The organism is Streptomyces erythrochromogenes, assembly GCF_036170895.1.
GTDB lineage: Bacteria > Actinomycetota > Actinomycetes > Streptomycetales > Streptomycetaceae > Streptomyces > Streptomyces erythrochromogenes.
The window spans coordinates 6,078,739-6,096,315 of sequence record NZ_CP108036.1 but is presented as its reverse complement, the minus strand read 5'-3'; the positions used below and the strand labels follow the sequence as shown (position 1 = coordinate 6,096,315).

Here is a 17,577-nt window from a genome sequence, read left to right as displayed (position 1 = left end):
GCATTACTGCTCCCCCGAGCCTACCTAGCTACGGTAAGGTGGACTCGCAGCGGGTCGGGGTAAACCTTCGATCCGCTGGGCCCCGGTAGCCCAATTGGCAGCAGGCAATGGATTCAAAACCCATACAGTGTCGGTTCGAGTCCGACCCGGGGCACTTTTCCTTCTTTTCCAAGGTCACGCGAGAACGCGTGACCTTCACTCTTTTCGGCGGCATGCACCCGAATTGCGCGACGCGTACAGAAAAGAGGCAACAGCGTCGCCCGCATGTACGACCTCGCTACCCGCAAACACGCTCTCAGGCTCCTGGGTGACGGCCGCAGCCTCAACGCCGTCAGCAAAGAAGCGGGAATATCCCGGGCCGCAATCCGCTCCTGGCGCGTACGCATCGAGCCGCTTCCTGGCTCAACCAGGCTCAGCCGTGCACGGGTCCGGCCGATCGAGCCGCGTACTCCTCTCTCTTCGGCCTCCACCTCGGTGACGGCTGCATCAGCTCCCACCCGAAGGGTGGCCACTACCTGCGCATCGTGTGCGCGGACGCCTGGCCCGGCCTGATCGAGCAGAGCCGCCGAAGCGATCTCGGCAGTCCGGCCGTCCGACAAGGTCTACGTGCTGCAGCGCCAGGGCTGCGTCAACGTCACCAGCTACGGGCGGCACTGGACGTGCCTGTTCCGCAGCACGGGCCGGGGAAGAAGCACGAGCGGCGGATCGCGCTCGAAGGCTGGCAGCAGGAGATCGTCGACGCGTACCCCTGGGAGTTCGTCCGGGGGCTGATCCACTCCGACGGGTGTCGGATCACCAACTGGACCGTCCGCAACGGCAAGCGCTACGAGTACCCGCGGTACTTCTTCACCGACAAGTCGGACGACATCCGGAGGCTCTGCACCGACACGCTCACCGCACTCGGCGTCGAGTGGACGATCCTGGCCCGCGGCAGCGACCCGTTCAACGTGTCCGTCGCCCGGAAAGCGTCCGTCGCGCTCATGGACGCCCACATCGGACCGAAGTACTAGGGCGCCGCGTAGCAGCGGACGGTCACCGTCCGGGTCGGGCTCCACCGCTGTTCGACCGTGCCCAGCAGTTGCCAGCCGAGGCGTTCGTACAGGGCTGCCGCCGCGGTGTCGGAGGACAGTACGTCGAGCACCGGGTGCAGACCGCGGCTGCGGGCCTGCGTGGTGGCGTGGGCCATGAGGGCCGCTCCGATGCGGTGCCCGCGGGCGGACGGGGCGACGAAGAGTCGGCTGATCACGGCGGTCGTGTCCTGGCCCGCTCCCGTGCGGGCGCTCCACAGGCCGGGCGCCGCGTCTTCCGCGCCGCTGCGGGACAGGACGACGTGGCCGGCGATGCGGCCGTGAAGTTCCGCCACCCACGCGTCGAGGAGTGAGGGAGGGGTGAGCCATGCGTCGGGCGCGGCGGGCCAGTTGACCGGGTAGCGGTCGTGTTCGTGGACCTCTGCCAGGACGTGTACGCAGTGGCTGAGGTCGGGGTCGGTGCGGTCCCGGATGCTCGCGCTCACGGGCGGGGTTCCGGGTCGGTGGCCAGGCGGGCGTGGAGGTGTTCGTCGTGGTGGAGGCCGTCGCCGAAGAGGTGGGACTCGCGCAGGGTGCCTTCGGGGAGGTAGCCGCAGCGCCCTGCGACGCGGCAGGAGGCTTCGTTGCCGGTGGCGTGGGCGAGCTCGATGCGGCGGGCGGCGGCGGTGTGGAAGCCCCAGGTGGTGACGGCTCGCGTGGCGCGGGTGGCCAGGCCGCGTCCGCGGGCGTGCGGGAGGAACCAGTAGCCGATCATGGCAAGGCCGTCGGCCCGGTCGGTCCAGCGGAGGTTGACGGTGCCGAGCAGGGTGCCGTCGGTGGCGTCCAGGGTGGCGAAGGCGGCGCCGACGCCGCGGTCCCAGCCGTCCTCGCGGGCTTCGAGCCAGGTCTGGGCGGCTTTGTGGTCGGCCGTGGCGAGGGGGTTCCAGAGGGCGATCGTCGGGTCGGCCGCGGCGGCGACGAGGTCGTCCAGGCGCTCGGGTCCCGCGGGCGTGTGGCCCCATGGGTGGAGGGTTGCGTCTGCGAGGTCGAGCGTGGTGCGGACGAATGTTTGCAGGGAGGTGCTCATGGTGCCCTTCCTACTCGGCCGTCGGGCCTGTCGCCAGCCCTTTCCCGGTGGTTACGGCAGGTCGCCGTCGCCGCCGAGGTTGGCGACCGTGCGGCGCAGTACGTCGATGGTGGCGGCGTATGCGGCGTCGTCGATGCCTTCCCGCATTCTCGTGTGGACCTTGGCGTTGCGGTCGTGGGCGCGGAGGCGGCCTGCCTCGCCGGCTTCCGTCAGTGTGAGGCGGTCGGCGGTCTCGGTGAGCCAGCCGCGGGCGGTGAGGTCGGCGTAGACGGCTTCGAAGTCGGTGTGCTGGTCGTCGTAGGGGGCGAGCTTCGCGGTGAGGGCGGGGCGGGTCCATTGGCCCGGGGCGCCGGCGACGTGGTTGAGGGTCCACCAGTGGGGCTGGGTGAGGTTCTCTTCGGCGAGGGCGGTGCGCAGGCCGCCGATGACGAGGTTTGCGGCTGTGCGGCTCCAGTGGCCGATGGGCTGGGCGGCGAGCTGCTTCTGGGAGTAATCCTTGGTGGTGGTCATGGTGTGACCGTAGGACCTCAAGTGGGCTTGGGGTCAAGGAGTGGTGCGACGAGGGGTGTGCGTGATGAGTGAGAGGGCCTGGCTGTTGTTCGAGGCGCTGGATCTGGATGCCGATGGTGAGCTGACGCGCGCGGAGGTGATCTCGGCGTTGTGGTCGACGGGACCGACGCCGGCGGCGCGGGGTGATCTGCCGTTCGGGGGTGTGGGGGATGCGGAGGCGTCGTCGGCGTTGTTCGACGAGGCGGATGCGAACGGGGACGCCGGGGTTATGCGGTGGGGAGGTGGACCTCGGTCACGACGGCGGTGGCGATCGCGGGCCGGCCTTCGTGCAGGGTGATGCGTTGGCCGGGGCGGACGTGTTGCCACTGGGTGGGGGTGAGGGGGACGAGGCGGGCGGTGGCCCGGTCGCCGGGTTCCAGGAAGCGGGTGTTTTCGAGCCAGAGTGCGGCGATGTTCACGGCCGGGTCTCCGGTGGGTGAGAGGTTGCCGATGTCCCATACGGGACGTAGTACGCCGTGTCCGGGGATCGGTGTTGTGCGGGCGCCGAGGGTGAGGTCGGCGCGGATCATTCCGTTGCGGGTTTCGGCGGCCCGCCAGTGGCACCAGGCGGTGCTGCGTTCGAGGTGGAGCTGCTGGGCGGCGTCGGCGAGTTGTTCCCAGGAGGTCAGGGGCAGGGGTCGTGCGTTCCTGACGTCTTCGAGCAGGGTGAGGGCGGTTTCCCACTCGTCGTGGGCGAGGAGTTCCCAGACGTCCCGGCCGGTGAGGTCGTTGCCGGTGGCGGTCTCTTCGGGGGTCAGGAGTGCGGCTGTTTCGAGCAGTTTGATGACGTCCACGGGGTGATTGTCCGCGCCGGACGGGCCGGCGCGGTGGGGTGGGGTCAGTGGACGGCGTCGCCGATGTGGTGGATGCGGACGAGGTTGGTGGATCCGGTGACGCCGGGGGGTGAGCCGGCGGTGATGACGACGACGTCGCCGGTGACGCAGCGGCCGATGCGCAGGAGTTCTTCTTCGACCTGGGCGACCATGGCGTCGGTGGAGTCGACGTGGGGGCCGAGGAAGGTTTCGACGCCCCAGGTGAGGTTGAGCTGGGAGCGGGTGGCGGGGTCGGGGGTGAAGGCGAGGAGCGGGATGGGTGAGCGGTAGCGGGAGAGTCGGCGGACCGTGTCGCCGCTCTGGGTGAAGGCGACGAGGAATTTGGCGTCGAGGAAGTCGCCCATTTCGGCGGCTGCGCGGGCGACGGCTCCGCCTTGGGTGCGGGGCTTGTTGCGGTCGGTGAGGGGTGGGAGGCCCTTGGCGAGGATGTCCTCTTCGGCGGCTTCGACGATGCGGGACATGGTGCGGACGGTTTCGACGGGGTATTTGCCGACGCTGGTTTCGCCGGAGAGCATGACGGCGTCGGTGCCGTCGATGACGGCGTTGGCGACGTCGGAGGCTTCGGCGCGTGTGGGTCGGGAGTTGTCGATCATCGAGTCGAGCATCTGGGTCGCGACGATGACGGGTTTGGCGTTGCGCTTGGCGAGTTTGACGGCGCGCTTCTGGACGATCGGGACCTGTTCCAGGGGCATTTCGACGCCGAGGTCGCCGCGGGCGACCATGATGCCGTCGAAGGCGGCGACGATGTCGTCGATGTTGTCGACGGCCTGGGGCTTTTCGATCTTGGCGATGACGGGGAGGCGGCGGCCTTCTTCGTCCATGACGCGGTGGACGTCTTCGATGTCGCGGCCGCTGCGGACGAAGGAGAGGGCGATGACGTCGGCGCCGGTGCGCAGGGCCCAGCGGAGGTCTTCGATGTCCTTGTCGGAGAGGGCGGGGACGGAGACGGCTACGCCGGGGAGGTTGAGGCCTTTGTGGTCGGAGACCATGCCGCCTTCGATGACGCGGGTGTGGACGCGGGGTCCGTCGACGTCGGTGACTTCGAGGGTGACGCGGCCGTCGTCGACGAGGATGCGTTCGCCGGTGGTGACGTCTGCGGCGAGTCCTTTGTAGGTGGTGCCGCAGGTGTGGCGGTCGCCTTCGTGGTCTTCGACGGTGATGGTGAATGCGTCGCCGCGTTCAAGGAGTACGGGTCCTTCGCGGAAGCGGCCGAGGCGGATCTTCGGGCCTTGAAGGTCGGCGAGGATGCCGACGCTGCGGCCGGTCTCGTCGGAGGCCTTGCGTACGCGCTGGTAGCGCTCCTCGTGTTCGGCGTAGGTGCCGTGGCTGAGGTTGAGGCGGGCGATGTCCATTCCGGCTTCGACCAGTGCTTTGATCTGGTCGTATGAGTCGGTGGCGGGGCCCAGGGTACATACGATTTTCGCTCGGCGCATGGGGCGAGCCTATTCCCCTACCAACGGGTAGGTAATCGCTTCCTGGTGTCCACTCAACAACCTTTGGGGAAAAGGTTGTTGACAAGTGTTGAATGTGCGTGGGGGTGCTCTGATGAGCACCCCCGGGGGCCCTTTTTATCCGCGTTTCAGAGTTGGGGCGGGGTCATCGTGAAGCGGGCGTTCACCTGGGCGTAGACGGTCTGGCGCTGGGGTTCGAGGTCGAGCGGCGGGGGGCCGGCGTCCTCGGTGGCGCTGAAGGCCATGGTGCGCATGCCGGAGCCGCCGGGGGCCTGGGCGAAGGGGGCGGCGTTCTCGGCTCCGAGGTCGGCGAGTTCGACGAGGGCGGCGAGGCGGGCGCCGAGGGCTTCGGCGTATTCGCGGGCGCGCTGGACGGCTTCGAGCACGGCCTGGCGGCGGGCTTCGCCGTGGGCGGGCGAGGTGGGGCGCAGGGCCCACCAGGGGCCGTCGACCTGGGTGAGTTCGAGGTCGGCGAGGCGGGTGGTGAGTTCGCCGAGGGTGGTGAAGTCGCTGAGTTCGGCGGTGATGTGGACGCGGCCGTGGTAGGCGCGGACGCGTTCGGCCCGGCCGTGCCGGGTGAGTTCGGGGGTGATGGAGAGGGCGCCGGTTTCGAGTTTTTCGACGGGGTCGCCGTAGCTCTTGATGAGGTCGAGGACGGTGTTGTTGCGGCGGGTGAGGTCTTCGAGTGCGGTGCGGCGGTCGGTGCCGCGGGCGCTGACGGTGATGCCGATGCGGGCGATCTCGGGGTCGACTTCGAGGCGGGCTTCGCCGCGGACTGCGACGCGGGGTACTTCGGGGGTGCCGTAGGGCTGGTGCGATGCGTCCTGGGTCATGGATTCACTCTCGCACTGTCGCCCGTTCGGGTGTGGTCACCGGATCGAAACCTGGCGGGGGTGTTGCGGCTTGTTACCGGTGGGTCAGAATCTACGCGCGTTGTTCAGGCCTCAAAAGGGAGATGGCATGGCGTTCGATCGCAGGACTTTCATAGGGACCACGGCCGCGACCGGTGCGGCCGTGGCGCTGGCGGGGGCCGCGAGCACCCCGGCGGCGGCCGCGACGCAGCAGGACGCGAGGAAGCCGGGGCCGCGGACGTACGCGTTCACGGTGATGGGGACGACCGACTTGCACGGGAACGTCTTCAACTGGGACTACTTCACGGACAAGGAGTTCGACGACAAGGCGCACAACGACGTCGGTCTGGCGAAGATCTCGACCCTGGTGGACCAGGTGCGGGCGGAGAAGGGGCGGCGCAACACGCTGCTCATCGACGCGGGTGACACCATCCAGGGCACGCAGTTGTCGTACTACTACGCCAAGGTCGATCCGATCACGGCGCGGCGCGGTCCGGTGCACCCGATGGCGCAGGCGATGAACGCGATCGGCTATGACGCGGCGGCGCTGGGGAACCACGAGTTCAATTACGGCATTCCGGTGTTGCGGAAGTTCGAGGAGCAGTGCGATTTCCCGCTGCTGGGGGCGAACGCGCTGGATGCGAAGACGCTGCGGCCGGCGTTCGCGCCGTACAGCATGCACAAGCTGCGCACGCCCTGCGGGCGGGACGTGAAGGTGGCGGTGCTGGGGCTGACGAACCCGGGCATCGCGCTGTGGGACAAGGCGAACGTGCAGGGGAAGATGACGTTCCCGGGGCTGGAGGAGCAGGCGGCGAAGTACGTGCCGAAGCTGCGGTCGATGGGCGCGGACGTGGTGATCGTGTCGGCCCACTCGGGGTCGAGCGGTACGTCCTCGTACGGTGACCAGCTGCCGTACATCGAGAACGCGGCGGCGCTGGTGGCGGAGCAGGTGCCGGGGATCGACGCGATCCTGGTGGGGCACGCGCACACGGAGATCCCGGAGTACCGGGTGAAGAACAAGGCGACCGGCAAGGACGTGGTGCTGTCGGAGCCGCTGAAGTGGGGGCAGCGGCTGACGCTGTTCGACTTCGAGCTGGTGTGGGAGAAGGGCCGCTGGTCGGTGGCGAAGGTCGCGGCGAAGGTCCTGAACTCGAACACGGTGGCCGAGGACGCGAAGATCACGCGGCTGCTGTCGGACGAGCACCGCAAGGTCGTGGCGTACGTGAACCAGGTGATCGGCACCTCGACGCAGGTGATGTCCTCGGCGGAGGGCCCGGTAAAGGACGTGGCGATCATCGACCTGATCAACCACGTGCAGGCGGAGACGGTGAAGACGGCTCTGGCGGGTACGCAGTGGGCGGCGCTGCCGGTGCTGTCGCAGGCCTCGTGCTTCTCGCGGACGGCGGCGATCCCGGCCGGGCAGGTGACGATCAGGGATGCGGCGGGTCTGTACCCGTTCGAGAACACGATGGAGGCGCGGCTGCTGACGGGTGCGCAGCTGAAGGACTACCTGGAGTACTCGGCGCGGTACTTCGTGCGGACGGCGCCGGGTGACGCGGTGGATCCGGCGAAGCTGACGAACGCGGAGAACATCCCGGACTACAACTACGACGCGGTGTACGGGCTGGCGTACGACATCGACATCGCGCAGCCGGCGGGTTCGCGGATCTCGGGGTTGTCCTTCCAGGGCAAGGCGGTTGATCCGGCGGCGCAGTTCGTGCTGGCGGTGAACAACTACCGTGCTTCGGGCGGCGGGAACTTCCCGCACGTGCCGCAGGCCAAGCAGCTGTGGTCGAACTCGGACGAGATCCGCAACACGATCATCCAGTGGGTGAAGGCGAAGGGAACGATCGACCCGGCGCAGTTCGCTTCGGTGGACTGGCGGCTGACGCGGGCGGGAGTGCCGGTGTTCTAGTTCGCCCTCACTCGTGACGGGGCCGGTGTCCGCGGCGGCGGGCGGCGGCCCCGTCCGTGTTTCAGGCGTCGGTGCGGACGAGGTGTGCGGGGACGGCGGCGTCGAGGGCGGCGATGAGGCGTTCGCCGCGTGCGACGTGGTCGGGGTACACGTGCTGGGTGCAGCCGCAGCCGGCGAGGACTATGCGGCCCGGGCCGTCGTGGCGCATGAGGGCGATCTCGTCGAAGCGGATGGGGTGCTCGTCCTGGGCGTCGCGGGCGACGAGGCCCCAGGAGGTGAGGACGTACTCGGCGCGTTCGTGGCGGGGGGTGGTGGCTCGGCGGAGGGGGTTCATGCGGAAGCGGGTGCCGGGCGTCGGGGTGTGCTGTCCGTGGAAGCGCCAGCAGGTGGAACTGGGCAGCGGGGTGCCGTGGAGGGTGGTCAGGCGGGGGGAGGCGTCGAGGGGGACGACGAGGACGGCGTCGGTGAGGGCGCGGCGGAGGTAGTCGGTGACGTCCTGCGCGGTGACGGCGGTGTGCTGGGCGAGGAGGGTGCCGCTGTCGTGGTGGGGGATGCCGAAGTGTTCGGCGGTGAAGGCGCGGTGGAGTGCCGTCCAGTGGCTGTGGCTGCAGTCGAGTTGGGCGCGGGTGTGGGCGGTGAAGGTGTCGAGCTCGTCGCGGGTGGGGCCGCGGCGGGCGAGGTTCAGGGTTTCCTGCCAGAGGATCTCGGCGGCTTCTTCGGCGTGGCCGTCTGCGGGGTGGAGGGCCAGGACGCGGTCGAGGGTGAGGCGGTCACGGAGGAATCGGTGGAGGGTGGGTTCGTCAGTGATGCCGCGGGTGCGGTGGGTGCTGTGCTCGACGCGGTGGCCGAGGACGTGGCAGGCGGCGTCGGCGACGGGTTCGTGGGCGCGTGAGGTGAGCAGGAGGGAGACGGTGTCGACCTGGCGGTGCTGCCAGGTTCCGGCTGTGTCGGCGCGCAGGCGGGGGGCGGGGCGGTCGGGGCGGGTTCCGGCGGGCAGGGGGAGGCTGAGGCCGGCGGGCGGGGGGCCGTCGAGGGTGAGGACGGCGTTGCCACGGGTGAAGTGGGTGGCGGCGTGGGTGCGGGCGGCGTCGGGGCCGAGCCGGGCGTACGTGTCGGGGCGCTGGTGGGCGAGGAGGCCGAGGCCGTGGGGCCCGTAGCGGGCGTCGAGGGGTGCGGAGCCGCGGTGGTCGCAGGTCAGGGGGGCGTGGATGCCGAGGAGGCGGGTGGTGTGCCCGGTGTCGAGCAGCGGGAGGTCGCCGAGGGCGCTGCAGACGGCGAGGAGGAAGCCGGTGATGTCGTCGGGGGTTCCCGTGGCGATGAAGTGGGTCATCTCTTCGCCGACGGTGCTGCCGAACTCGTGCGGGCGGTTGCCGACCCGGGTCATGGCGAGGGCTTCGACGAGGCGGGTGACGCCGAGGGTGGGGGCGGTCTCGTCCCGCACCCCGGTGCCGAAGGAGAGGACGGCGGTGAGGGGACCGGGGGCGGGGGCGGTCTGCCACAGGACGGTGACCCCGTCGGTACTGCTGCGCTGCATGACGGCGACGATAGTGCCGGTACGGGGAGGCGCGGCCGGGGGGGTGGGCGGTCGCCCGGCCGGAGGGCCGCTGTCTGGTCCGGCCGGTGGGGTGGCCCTCAGGGGTGCTCGACGAGCGGGAGGAGTTCGCCGGCGGGGCGGGGGCGGGTGTGTTCGCGCTGTTCGAGGCCGAAGGTGGTGAAGGCGGTGCGCGGGGGCTGGGGGTAGGGCTCTTTGCCGGTGAGGGTGTTGAGGATGGCTGCGCTGCGCCAGGCGGCGAGGCCGAGGTCCGGGGCGCCGACGCCGTGGGTGTGGCGTTCGCCGTTCTGGACGAAGATGCTGCCGGTGACGGAGGGGTCGAGGACCATCCGGTAGCGGTCGTCGATGCGGGGGCGGCCGGAGGAGTCCTTGCGCAGGTAGGGGTCGAGGCCTGCGAGGAGTCGGGTGAGGGGTCGTTCGCGGTAGCCGGTGGCGAGGACGACGGCGTCGGTGGTGAGGCGGGAGCGGGCGCCCTGTTCGGCGTGTTCGAGGTGGAGTTCGACCTTGGTGGTGGCGACGCGTCCGGCGGTGCGGACGGTGACGCCGGGGGTGAGGACGGCGTCGGGCCAGCCGCCGTGGAGGGTGCGGCGGTAGAGCTCGTCGTGGATGGCGGCGATGGTGGCGGTGTCGATGCCCTTGTGGAGTTGCCATTGGGCGGGGACGAGGTGGTCGCGTACGGGTTCGGGGAGGGAGTGGAAGTAGCGGGTGTAGTCGGGGGTGAAGTGTTCGAGGCCGAGTTTCGAGTACTCCATGGGGGCGAAGGAGGGGGTGCGGGCGAGCCAGGTGAGGCGTTCGCGGCCGGTGGGGCGGGCGCGGAGCAGGTCGAGGAAGACTTCGGCGCCCGACTGGCCCGATCCGATGACGGTGACGTGTTCGGCGCCGAGGATGCGCTCGCGGTTGTCGAGGTAGTCGGCGGAGTGGATGACGGGGACGGTGGGGGCTTCGGCGAGGGGGCGCAGGGGTTCGGGGACGTGGGGGGCGGTGCCGATGCCGAGGGCGAGGTTGCGGGTGTAGGTGCGGCCGAGGGCTTCGGCTTCGCCGGCGGGGTCGAGCTGGGTGAAGTCGACTTCGAAGAGGTCGCGTTCGGGGTTCCAGCGGACGGCGTCGACCTGGTGGCCGAAGTGGAGTCCGGGGACGCGGCCGGCGACCCAGCGGCAGTAGGCGTCGTATTCGGCGCGGTGGATGTGGAACTGCTCGGCGAAGTAGAAGGGGTAGAGCCGTTCCTTGTGCTTGAGGTAGCTGAGGAAGCTCCAGGGGCTGGAGGGGTCGGCGAGGGTGACGAGGTCGGCGAGGAAGGGGACTTGGAGGGTGGTGCCGTCGATGAGGAGTCCGGGGTGCCAGCGGAAGTCGCGGCGCTGCTCGTAGAAGGCGGTGGCGAGTTCGCCGGCTCCTTGTTGGGGGAGGCCGTGGGCGAGGGCGGCGAGGGACAGGTTGGACGGTCCGATGCCGATTCCGACGAGGTCGTGGGGTGCATCGAGCTGGGCGGTCATCGGTGGGTGCTGCCTTCCAGGAGGGCGATGAGGGTGTCCAGGTCTCCCGCCGTGGTGTGCGGGTTGAGCAGGGTGGCTTTGAGCCACAGGCGGCCGTCGGCGTGGGTGCGGCCGAGGACGGCGCGGCCTTGGTGGAGGAGGGCGCGGCGCAGGGTGGCGAGCTCGTCGTCGGTGGCGTGGGTGGGCCGGAAGAGGACGGTGCTGATGGTGGGCGGGGCGTGGAGTTCGAAGCCGGGGTGGGCGTCGAGGCGCTGGGCGAGGTGCTGGGCGAGCTCGCAGGTGCGGTCGATGAGGTGGGCGAGGCCGTCGCGGCCGAGTGAGCGCAGGGTGGTGGCGATCTTGAAGGCGTCGGGGCGGCGGGTGGTGCGCAGGGAGCGGCCGAGGAGGTCGGGGAGGCCGGCTTCGGTGTCGTCGGTGGCGTTGAGGTAGTCGGCCTGGTGGGCGAGGGGGGCGAGGAGCGCGGTGTCGGGGACGGCGAGGAGTCCTGCGGCGACGGGCTGCCAGCCGAGTTTGTGCAGGTCGACGGTGAGGGAGTGGGCGCGGCCGAGTCCGGCGAGTCGGTGGCGGTGGCGGGGGCTGAGGGCGAGGAGGCCGCCGTATGCGGCGTCGATGTGGAGGTCGGCGCCGTGGTGGTCGCAGAGGTCGGCGATGGCGGGGAGCGGGTCGATGAGGCCTGCGTCGGTGGTGCCGGCGGTGGCGGTGACGAGGGTGGGGCCGGGGGTGGTGGCGAGGGCCTCGGCGAGGCGGGCCGGGTCGAGGACGCCGGCGGGTGTGGGGAGTTCGGTGGCGGGGGGCAGGCCGAGGAGCCAGGCGGCGCGGGGGACGGAGTGGTGGGCGCCTGCTCCGTGCAGGACGGTGAGGCGGGGGCCGTGGCGTTCGCGGGCGAGGAGCAGGGCGAGTTGGTTGGCTTCGGTGCCGCCGGTGGTGACGAGGGCGTCGGGGTGGGGGGTGTCGTAGAACTCGGCGGCGAGGGTGCGGGTGAGGAGGGCTTCGATCGCGGAGGCGGCGGGGGCCTGGTCCCAGGAGTCGAGGGAGGGGTTGAGGGCGCCGGCGGCGAGGTCCGCGGCGGTGGCGACGGCGAGCGGCGGGCAGTGCAGGTGGGCGGCGCAGAGGGGGTCGGCGGGGTCTGCGGCGCCGGCGGCGAGGGCGTGGACGAGGGTGCGGAGGGCTTCGTGGTCGCCGGTGCCGTGGTCGGGCAGTACGGTGCCCAGTGTGGTGCGGACGTGGGCGGTGACGGCGTCGGGGCCGCCGGCGGGGAGCGGGCCGCGGCGTTCGGCGGCGCCGGTGCGGAGGGCGTCGAGGACGGTGTCGAGGAGGGGGCGCAGGGCCTGGGGGCCGGTGGCTCCGCCGGCGAGCGCGTTGCCGTGCGGCGCTGTCGTGGGGTCTTCCGGCCGGCCGGAATGCCGGGTGCCGTGCGGCGCTGTCAACGGGACCTCCGGGGGCTGGCCGGGGTGCGGTAGTGGCACCCGGTCAGTACAACGATCAGACCCGAATGGGGTAACCGCCGGGGTTTGTCCGAATCGGCGGTGCGGGTGGGCCGGTGCCGGGGCCGGGGTGGGGTGCCGTCAGGGACTGCATGATTTATGGCGCCTGAAGCGGACCGGCCCGTAGAGGCTCCTGCCGCGCCAACAAATCACGTTCTACGTCCCGGCCGGCACCCCGCCCCGCCCCCGTCACCGGCCTCGCGAGCCGGACCCGCCCGCCGGGGTCGGGGCCGGGGGTGGGCCGGGGTGTTGTCCGGGACGTAGAACGTGTTTTGTTGGCGCGTGATTCGCTCTGCGGGCCGTTCCCGCCAGGGCGCCATAAATCATGCAGTCCCGGACGACATCCCGGACCGGCCCCGGACCCGGCACCGGCCCCCTTCCGCCGAGCCGCCCGCAGGACCCGGCCCCGGCCCCCCGTTCCGCCGAGCCGCCCACAGGGCTAGCGGCGGCGGATGCGGAGGGCGCGGGCCAGGTCGTCGAGCTGGTCCACGAGCTTGCGGCGCAGGAGCGGGATCACGTCCGGGTCGGCGAGGCAGGCCTGGCCGGCCTTGAGGTTGGCCTCGTCGACGGCGTGGGCCGGGAAGGCGTAGCGGCCGGCGGCTTCGCCGATGGCGGGGCCGCGGCGGGCCCCGAGGGCGACGGCTTCGGGGTAGTAGCGGGTCACGTACTCCGCTACGAGGTCGGCCTGTTCGGGCTGCCAGAAGCCCTGGGCGGTGGCGCTGAAGAGGTAGTTGGAGAGGCTGTCGTCGTGGAAGAGGCGGTCCCAGGCGGCTGCTTTGGCCTCGGGGGTGGGGAGGGCGGCGCGGCAGCGGGCGGCACCTTCCTCGCCGGTGGCGCTGGGGTCGGCGGCGAGGGCGGCGTCGATCTCGCTCTCGCCGATGGCGCCGAGGACGGCGAGGCGGCCCAGGATGCGCCAGCGCAGTTCGGGGTCGAGTGCGGGGCCGCCGGGGACGGTGTCGTCGGCGAGCCAGGCGGCGATGGTGTCGGGCTGGGTGGCGCTGCCGACGAGGGTGCGTACGGCGGTCAGCCGCATGCCGGGCTCCGAGCCGTCCTCGGTGCGGCGCAGGAGGTCGCGGGCGATGCCGGTGAGGGTGGCGAGTGCCTCCGTGCGGTCCTCGGGGGCGACGTAGCGTACGGCGACTTCGTTGCGGGCGAAGGTGAGGACGCCCTGGACGATGGCGAGGTCGTGTTCGGCGGGCAGGTGTGCGGCCGCGGTGGCCAGGAAGTCCTGCGGGCCGAGTTCGCCGTCGCGGACCATGTCGCGCAGGCAGTTCCAGACGACGGCGCGGGTGAGGGCCTCGGGGATCCCGGAGAGGCCGCGCAGGACCGTTTCGAGGGAGGTTTCGTCGAGGCGGACCTTGGCGTAGGTGAGGTCGGCGTCGTTGAGGAGGAGCAGTGCGGGGCGTGCGCCGCCGGCCGAGATGATCTCGTCGGAGGGGACGTCGAGGTCGAGGAGTTCGCGCAGTTCGAGGATGCGGCCGTCGACGGGGTCGTGGTCGTAGAGGCCGACGGCGATGTGGTGGGGGCGGCTGCCGTCGTGGTCGACGGTGAGGGTCCAGCCGTTGGTGCCTTCGGGGTCCTCGATGCGCGGGGTGAGGGTGTCGATGCCGGTGGTGCGCAGCCAGGCGTCGGCCCAGCCGCGGACGTCGCGTTCGGTGTGGGCGGCGAGGGAGTCGATGAAGTCGGCGAGGGAGGCGTTGGCGAACTTGTGGCGGGCGAAGTGGGTGTTGATGCCGGCCAGGAAGTCCTTCTCGCCGAGCCAGGCGACGAGCTGGCGCAGGGCGGAGGCGCCCTTGGCGTACGAGATGCCGTCGAAGTTGAGGAGGGCGGAGGCGGTGTCGGGGACGTCGTCGGGGGCGGGGGCGACGGGGTGGGTGGAGGGGCGCTGGTCGGCGTCGTAGCCCCAGGGCTTGCGGGTGACGCCGAAGTCGGTCCAGGTGTCGGTGAAGCGGGTGGCTTCGGTGAGGGTCTGGTAGCCCATGTATTCGGCGAAGGACTCGTTGAGCCAGATGTCGTCGAACCAGGCGAGGGTGACGAGGTCGCCGAACCACATGTGGGCCATCTCGTGGGCGATGACCATGGCGCGGGACTGGCGTTCGGTGTCGGTGACGGCGGAGCGGTAGATGAACTCGTCGCGGAAGGTGACGAGGCCGGGGTTCTCCATGGCGCCGGCGTTGAACTCGGGGACGAAGGCCTGGTCGTAGGAGTCGAAGGGGTAGGGCTCGGTGAACTTGGCCTGGTAGCGGTCGAAGCAGGCTTTGGTGATGGAGAGGATCTCGTCGGCGTCGGCGTCCATGTGGGGGGCGAGGGACTGGCGGCAGTGGATGCCGAAGGGCAGTCCGGCGTGCTCGGTGGTCACGCTGTGCCAGGGGCCTGCGGCGACGGCGGCGAGGTAGGTGGAGATGACGGGTGTGGGGGCGGACTGCCAGATGCCGGCGCCGTCCGTGTCGCGGTCCGCGAGGCGGGTGGTGATGCCGTTGGCGAGGACGGTCCAGTCGCCGGGTGCGGTGACGGTGAACTCGAAGACGGCCTTCAGGTCGGGCTGGTCGAAAGCCGGGAAGACCCTTTGGACGTCGTCGAGGAACATCTGGCTGTAGACGTACGTGTGCCCGTCCGCGGGGTCGGTGAAGCGGTGCAGGCCCTCGCCGGTGCGGGAGTAGCGCATGCGGGTGTCGAGGTGCAGCTCGTGGGGGCCCTGGGTGAGGCCGGTGAGCGGCAGCCGGTTGTCTTCGAGGGCGGCCGGGTCGAGGGGGTTGCCGTCGAGGGTCGCCGAGCGCAGGGTGTCCGGCTTCAGCTCCACGAAGGTGTCGCCGCTGGTCCGTGCGGTGAACCGGATGACGGTGGTGGAGTCGAAGGTGTCGTCGTCGCCGGTGAGGTCGAGGGTGACGGCGTAGTGGTGGACGTCGAGGAGCTGGGCTCGGAGCTGCGCTTCGTTGCGCTTCAGTGCGGACATGGGCCCATGCTGCCGCAGTGGGCGGCCGGACCCGAGTGTCTACTCCTCGCCCGCGGCGATCGTCTCGTGGTGGCGGATGACCTCGGCGATGATGAAGTTGAGGAGCTTCTCGGCGAAGGCGGGGTCGAGCTTGGCGTTCTCGGCGAGCTGGCGGAGCCGGGCGATCTGGCTGGCCTCGCGGCCGGGGTCGGCGGGGGGCAGCTGGTGGCGTGCCTTGAGGTGGCCGACCTGCTGGGTGCACTTGAAGCGTTCGGCGAGCATGTGGACCACGGCCGCGTCGATGTTGTCGATGCTGTCCCGCAAGCGGGCGAGTTCGGCGGTGACGCTCTCGTCGATGCCGTCGGCGGCGCGGCCCGTGCCGTTGCCGTTGCCCGTGCCGTTGTCGAGGTCGCTGATGTTCATGGTTGTCGAGAATACGTGGCGCGGGCGCGCAGGTCGCGGGGGTAGTCGGCCTGTGAGACGGCGGTCGGGTCACAGGGGCAGGACCGCGGTGACGACCCAGCCGCCTCCGGGGCTGGGCCCGCGGTGAAGTGGCCGCCGAGGGCCTCGGCGCGTTCGGTCATGCCGGCGAGTCTGTAGCCGCCGCCGCGGGCCTTTTCGGAGAGGCGGGCGGGGCGGCCTCCGTCGTCGGCGATGCGGACCTCGAGGCCGGCGGGGACGGTGCGCAGCGTGACGCGGACGGCGGTGGCGGTGGCGGCGTGCTTGGCGGTGTTGGTGAGGGCCAGGCCGCTTTCCCGGGCCCATGCGGCGATCTCGACGCGGTTGCGGGCGTCGAGTTTGGCCTGGACGTTGGCCAGGTGGGTCTTGACGGTGGAGAGGGAGACGTAGAGCTCGCCGGCGATCTCGGCGTTGGTCATCCCGCGGGCGAGGCAGCGCACGACGTCGCGCTCGCGTTCCGTGAGGGGTTCGCTGGGGCGGCGGGCCTGGGCGGCCGGGGTCTTCGGCGCCATTTCGCGCAGCAGTCGCACGGTGACGGCGGGCGAGACGAGGGAGTCGCCGACGGCTGCCGCCCGTACGGCCTCAACCAGCATGGCCGGGCTCGCGTCTTTGAGGAGGAAGCCGGACGCTCCGCCGTGGAGCGCTGCGTGGACGTACTCGTCGAGGTCGAAGGTGGTCACGATGACGATGCGTGGCCGGTCGCTGCCGGACAGGCGCCGGGTGACGTCGAGGCCGTCGAGCCTGGGCATGCGGATGTCGAGGAGGAGGACGTCGGGGCGGTGCTCGGCGACTGCGGCGAGGGCGGCTCCTGCGTCGACGACGTCGGCGAGGACCTCGATGTCCGGCTGGCTTTCGAGGATCATCCGGAAGCCGGTCCTGACCATCTCCTGGTCGTCCGCGATGACCACGCTGATCGCCATGCGCCACCTGCCCGGCTGTCGCCCGCTGCCACCGGTTTCCTCCCATGGGACCGGTGCGTGCGTCGGCCCGCACCCGCACGGCGGGCCGCCGGGAGGGTGTCGCGAGGCGCGGACGGCGGTGTTCCGGCCTTGCGGTCCGTCAGCCGACGCTACGCGGGTGGAAACGGGTGCGCCTCGTCCTTCCGGCCGGTTCGTACCCGGCCGGAAGGACGAGGCGGTACGGGGGCTGCGGGGGCTACAGGGTCGCTGCGGCGCTCTTGATCTGGGCGGCGAAGGTGGAGACCTCGGTGTAGACGCCCGGGTAGTCGGGGCGGGCGCAGCCTATGCCCCAGCTGACGATGCCGACCTGGATCCAGGCTCCGGCGTTGTCGCGGCGGAACATGGGGCCGCCGGAGTCGCCCTGGCAGGTGTCGACGCCGCCCTGGTCGAGGAAGCCGGCGCAGATCTCCTCGCCGGGGACGAGGTCGCTGTAGGCGGCGTTGCAGGCGGCGTCGGAGACGAAGGGGACGGTGGCCTTCATGAGGTAGCGCTGCTGGCCGCCGCCCTCGCGGGTGGCGCCCCAGCCGGCGACGGTGAAGGTGCCGTTGTCGTAGGCCTTGGTCTCGGCGATCTTGAGGGTGGGCAGGTTGATGGGCTTGGCGAGCTTGATCAGGGCCCAGTCCTTGCCGGTGCCGTTGTAGCCGGGGGCCCGCAGGACCTTGGTGGACTTGACCTTGATGGCGCTGGAGCTGTTGAGGTCGACGACTCCGGCGGTGGCGGTGATGGAGGTGTTGTTGCCGGAGCCGCTCACACAGTGGGCGGCGGTGAGGACGATCTGCTGGGTGTAGAGGGCGCCGCCGCAGCCCATGGAGAGGCGCACCATGAAGGGGAACTCGCCCTGGGCGGCTCGGGTGCCGCCTACGACGGGTGCCGGGCCGGCGGAGGCGGTGCCGGGCTGGAGGCTGACGGCTGCGAGGGCTACGGCGCCGACGGCGAGGGTGCGCTTCATGAATCGCACAAGGCTGGACACAGTCAACACACTGCCTTTCGTGGGGGGTTGGGCCGTGC

The 17,577-nt window shown here is 71.0% G+C and carries 14 protein-coding genes, 1 tRNA gene and 2 pseudogenes; 4 read left to right on the top strand and 13 right to left on the bottom strand.

Annotated features, from left to right (window positions below; translation table 11 throughout):
• Window positions 1–79: 79 nt before the first annotated feature.
• Window positions 80–154, top strand: a tRNA-Leu gene (locus OHA91_RS27905).
• A gap of 110 nt (window positions 155–264) precedes the next feature.
• Window positions 265–1,010, top strand: a pseudogene (locus OHA91_RS27900) (transcriptional regulator).
• On the opposite strand, the gene OHA91_RS27895 reads toward OHA91_RS27900, so the two are convergent.
• From OHA91_RS27895 to OHA91_RS27885, 3 genes are read right to left on the bottom strand one after another with little or no spacing between them, the layout of a single operon-like run.
• Complete coding sequence (locus OHA91_RS27895; RefSeq protein ID WP_037632017.1) at window positions 1,007–1,513, bottom strand: GNAT family N-acetyltransferase; 507 nt, start codon at window positions 1,511–1,513, stop codon at window positions 1,007–1,009. The pseudogene OHA91_RS27900 and the gene OHA91_RS27895 overlap by 4 nt on opposite strands.
• Window positions 1,510–2,094 carry a GNAT family N-acetyltransferase gene (locus OHA91_RS27890; protein ID WP_051893050.1) on the bottom strand — a complete coding sequence of 195 codons (585 nt, stop codon included), beginning with the start codon at window positions 2,092–2,094 and terminating at the stop codon, window positions 1,510–1,512. The genes OHA91_RS27895 and OHA91_RS27890 overlap by 4 nt, the downstream gene beginning before the upstream one ends.
• 51 nt (window positions 2,095–2,145) lie before the next feature.
• Window positions 2,146–2,604 (bottom strand): hypothetical protein, encoded by a 459-nt coding sequence (locus OHA91_RS27885; protein ID WP_031149245.1) that lies wholly within the window; start codon window positions 2,602–2,604, stop codon window positions 2,146–2,148.
• A 64-nt stretch (window positions 2,605–2,668) separates the two neighbouring features.
• On the opposite strand from OHA91_RS27885, the gene OHA91_RS27880 reads away from it, so the two are divergent.
• Complete coding sequence (locus OHA91_RS27880; protein WP_328740232.1) at window positions 2,669–2,941, top strand: EF-hand domain-containing protein; 273 nt, start codon at window positions 2,669–2,671, stop codon at window positions 2,939–2,941.
• Here the strand turns inward: OHA91_RS27880 and OHA91_RS27875 are convergent.
• The 3 genes from OHA91_RS27875 to OHA91_RS27865 all read right to left on the bottom strand — a co-directional run bounded on the left by OHA91_RS27875 (window position 2,871) and on the right by OHA91_RS27865 (window position 5,760).
• A complete protein-coding gene (locus OHA91_RS27875) occupies window positions 2,871–3,437 on the bottom strand; it encodes a hypothetical protein (RefSeq protein ID WP_031149247.1) in 567 nt (188 codons plus the stop codon). The genes OHA91_RS27880 and OHA91_RS27875 overlap by 71 nt on opposite strands.
• Window positions 3,438–3,481: 44 nt before the next feature.
• Window positions 3,482–4,909: a pyruvate kinase gene (gene pyk, locus OHA91_RS27870; protein ID WP_031149249.1), complete on the bottom strand. Its 1,428-nt coding sequence runs from the start codon at window positions 4,907–4,909 to the stop codon at window positions 3,482–3,484.
• A gap of 146 nt (window positions 4,910–5,055) precedes the next feature.
• Window positions 5,056–5,760 carry an SIMPL domain-containing protein gene (locus OHA91_RS27865; RefSeq protein ID WP_031149252.1) on the bottom strand — a complete coding sequence of 235 codons (705 nt, stop codon included), beginning with the start codon at window positions 5,758–5,760 and terminating at the stop codon, window positions 5,056–5,058.
• A 127-nt stretch (window positions 5,761–5,887) separates the two neighbouring features.
• Here OHA91_RS27865 and OHA91_RS27860 point away from each other — a divergent pair, with 127 nt between their 5' ends.
• Complete coding sequence (locus OHA91_RS27860; protein ID WP_328740231.1) at window positions 5,888–7,693, top strand: bifunctional metallophosphatase/5'-nucleotidase; 1,806 nt, start codon at window positions 5,888–5,890, stop codon at window positions 7,691–7,693.
• A 61-nt stretch (window positions 7,694–7,754) separates the two neighbouring features.
• Here the strand turns inward: OHA91_RS27860 and OHA91_RS27855 are convergent, their stop codons facing one another.
• From OHA91_RS27855 to OHA91_RS27825, 7 genes and pseudogenes are all read right to left on the bottom strand, one after another.
• Complete coding sequence (locus OHA91_RS27855; RefSeq protein WP_328740230.1) at window positions 7,755–9,227, bottom strand: peptidase M16 family protein; 1,473 nt, start codon at window positions 9,225–9,227, stop codon at window positions 7,755–7,757.
• Window positions 9,228–9,325: 98 nt separating this feature from the next.
• Window positions 9,326–10,735, bottom strand: coding sequence for a lysine N(6)-hydroxylase/L-ornithine N(5)-oxygenase family protein (locus tag OHA91_RS27850; protein ID WP_266502167.1), 1,410 nt, complete (start codon window positions 10,733–10,735; stop codon window positions 9,326–9,328).
• The gene (locus OHA91_RS27845; protein ID WP_328741181.1) at window positions 10,732–12,060 is read right to left on the bottom strand and encodes a pyridoxal phosphate-dependent decarboxylase family protein; all 1,329 of its coding nucleotides are present in this window, start codon (window positions 12,058–12,060) and stop codon (window positions 10,732–10,734) included. Before OHA91_RS27845 ends, OHA91_RS27850 begins: the two co-directional genes overlap by 4 nt.
• 598 nt (window positions 12,061–12,658) lie before the next feature.
• Window positions 12,659–15,172 (bottom strand): aminopeptidase N, encoded by a 2,514-nt coding sequence (gene pepN / locus OHA91_RS27840; protein WP_031149262.1) that lies wholly within the window; start codon window positions 15,170–15,172, stop codon window positions 12,659–12,661.
• 39 nt (window positions 15,173–15,211) lie between these two features.
• On the bottom strand, window positions 15,212–15,574 hold the full coding sequence (locus OHA91_RS27835) for a chorismate mutase (RefSeq protein WP_051893051.1): 363 nt from the start codon (window positions 15,572–15,574) through the stop codon (window positions 15,212–15,214).
• A gap of 317 nt (window positions 15,575–15,891) precedes the next feature.
• Window positions 15,892–16,530 (bottom strand): annotated as a pseudogene (locus tag OHA91_RS27830) (response regulator); the annotation flags it as partial.
• A 235-nt stretch (window positions 16,531–16,765) separates the two neighbouring features.
• Window positions 16,766–17,518 (bottom strand): S1 family peptidase, encoded by a 753-nt coding sequence (locus OHA91_RS27825; RefSeq protein WP_031149267.1) that lies wholly within the window; start codon window positions 17,516–17,518, stop codon window positions 16,766–16,768.
• Window positions 17,519–17,577 lie beyond the last annotated feature (59 nt).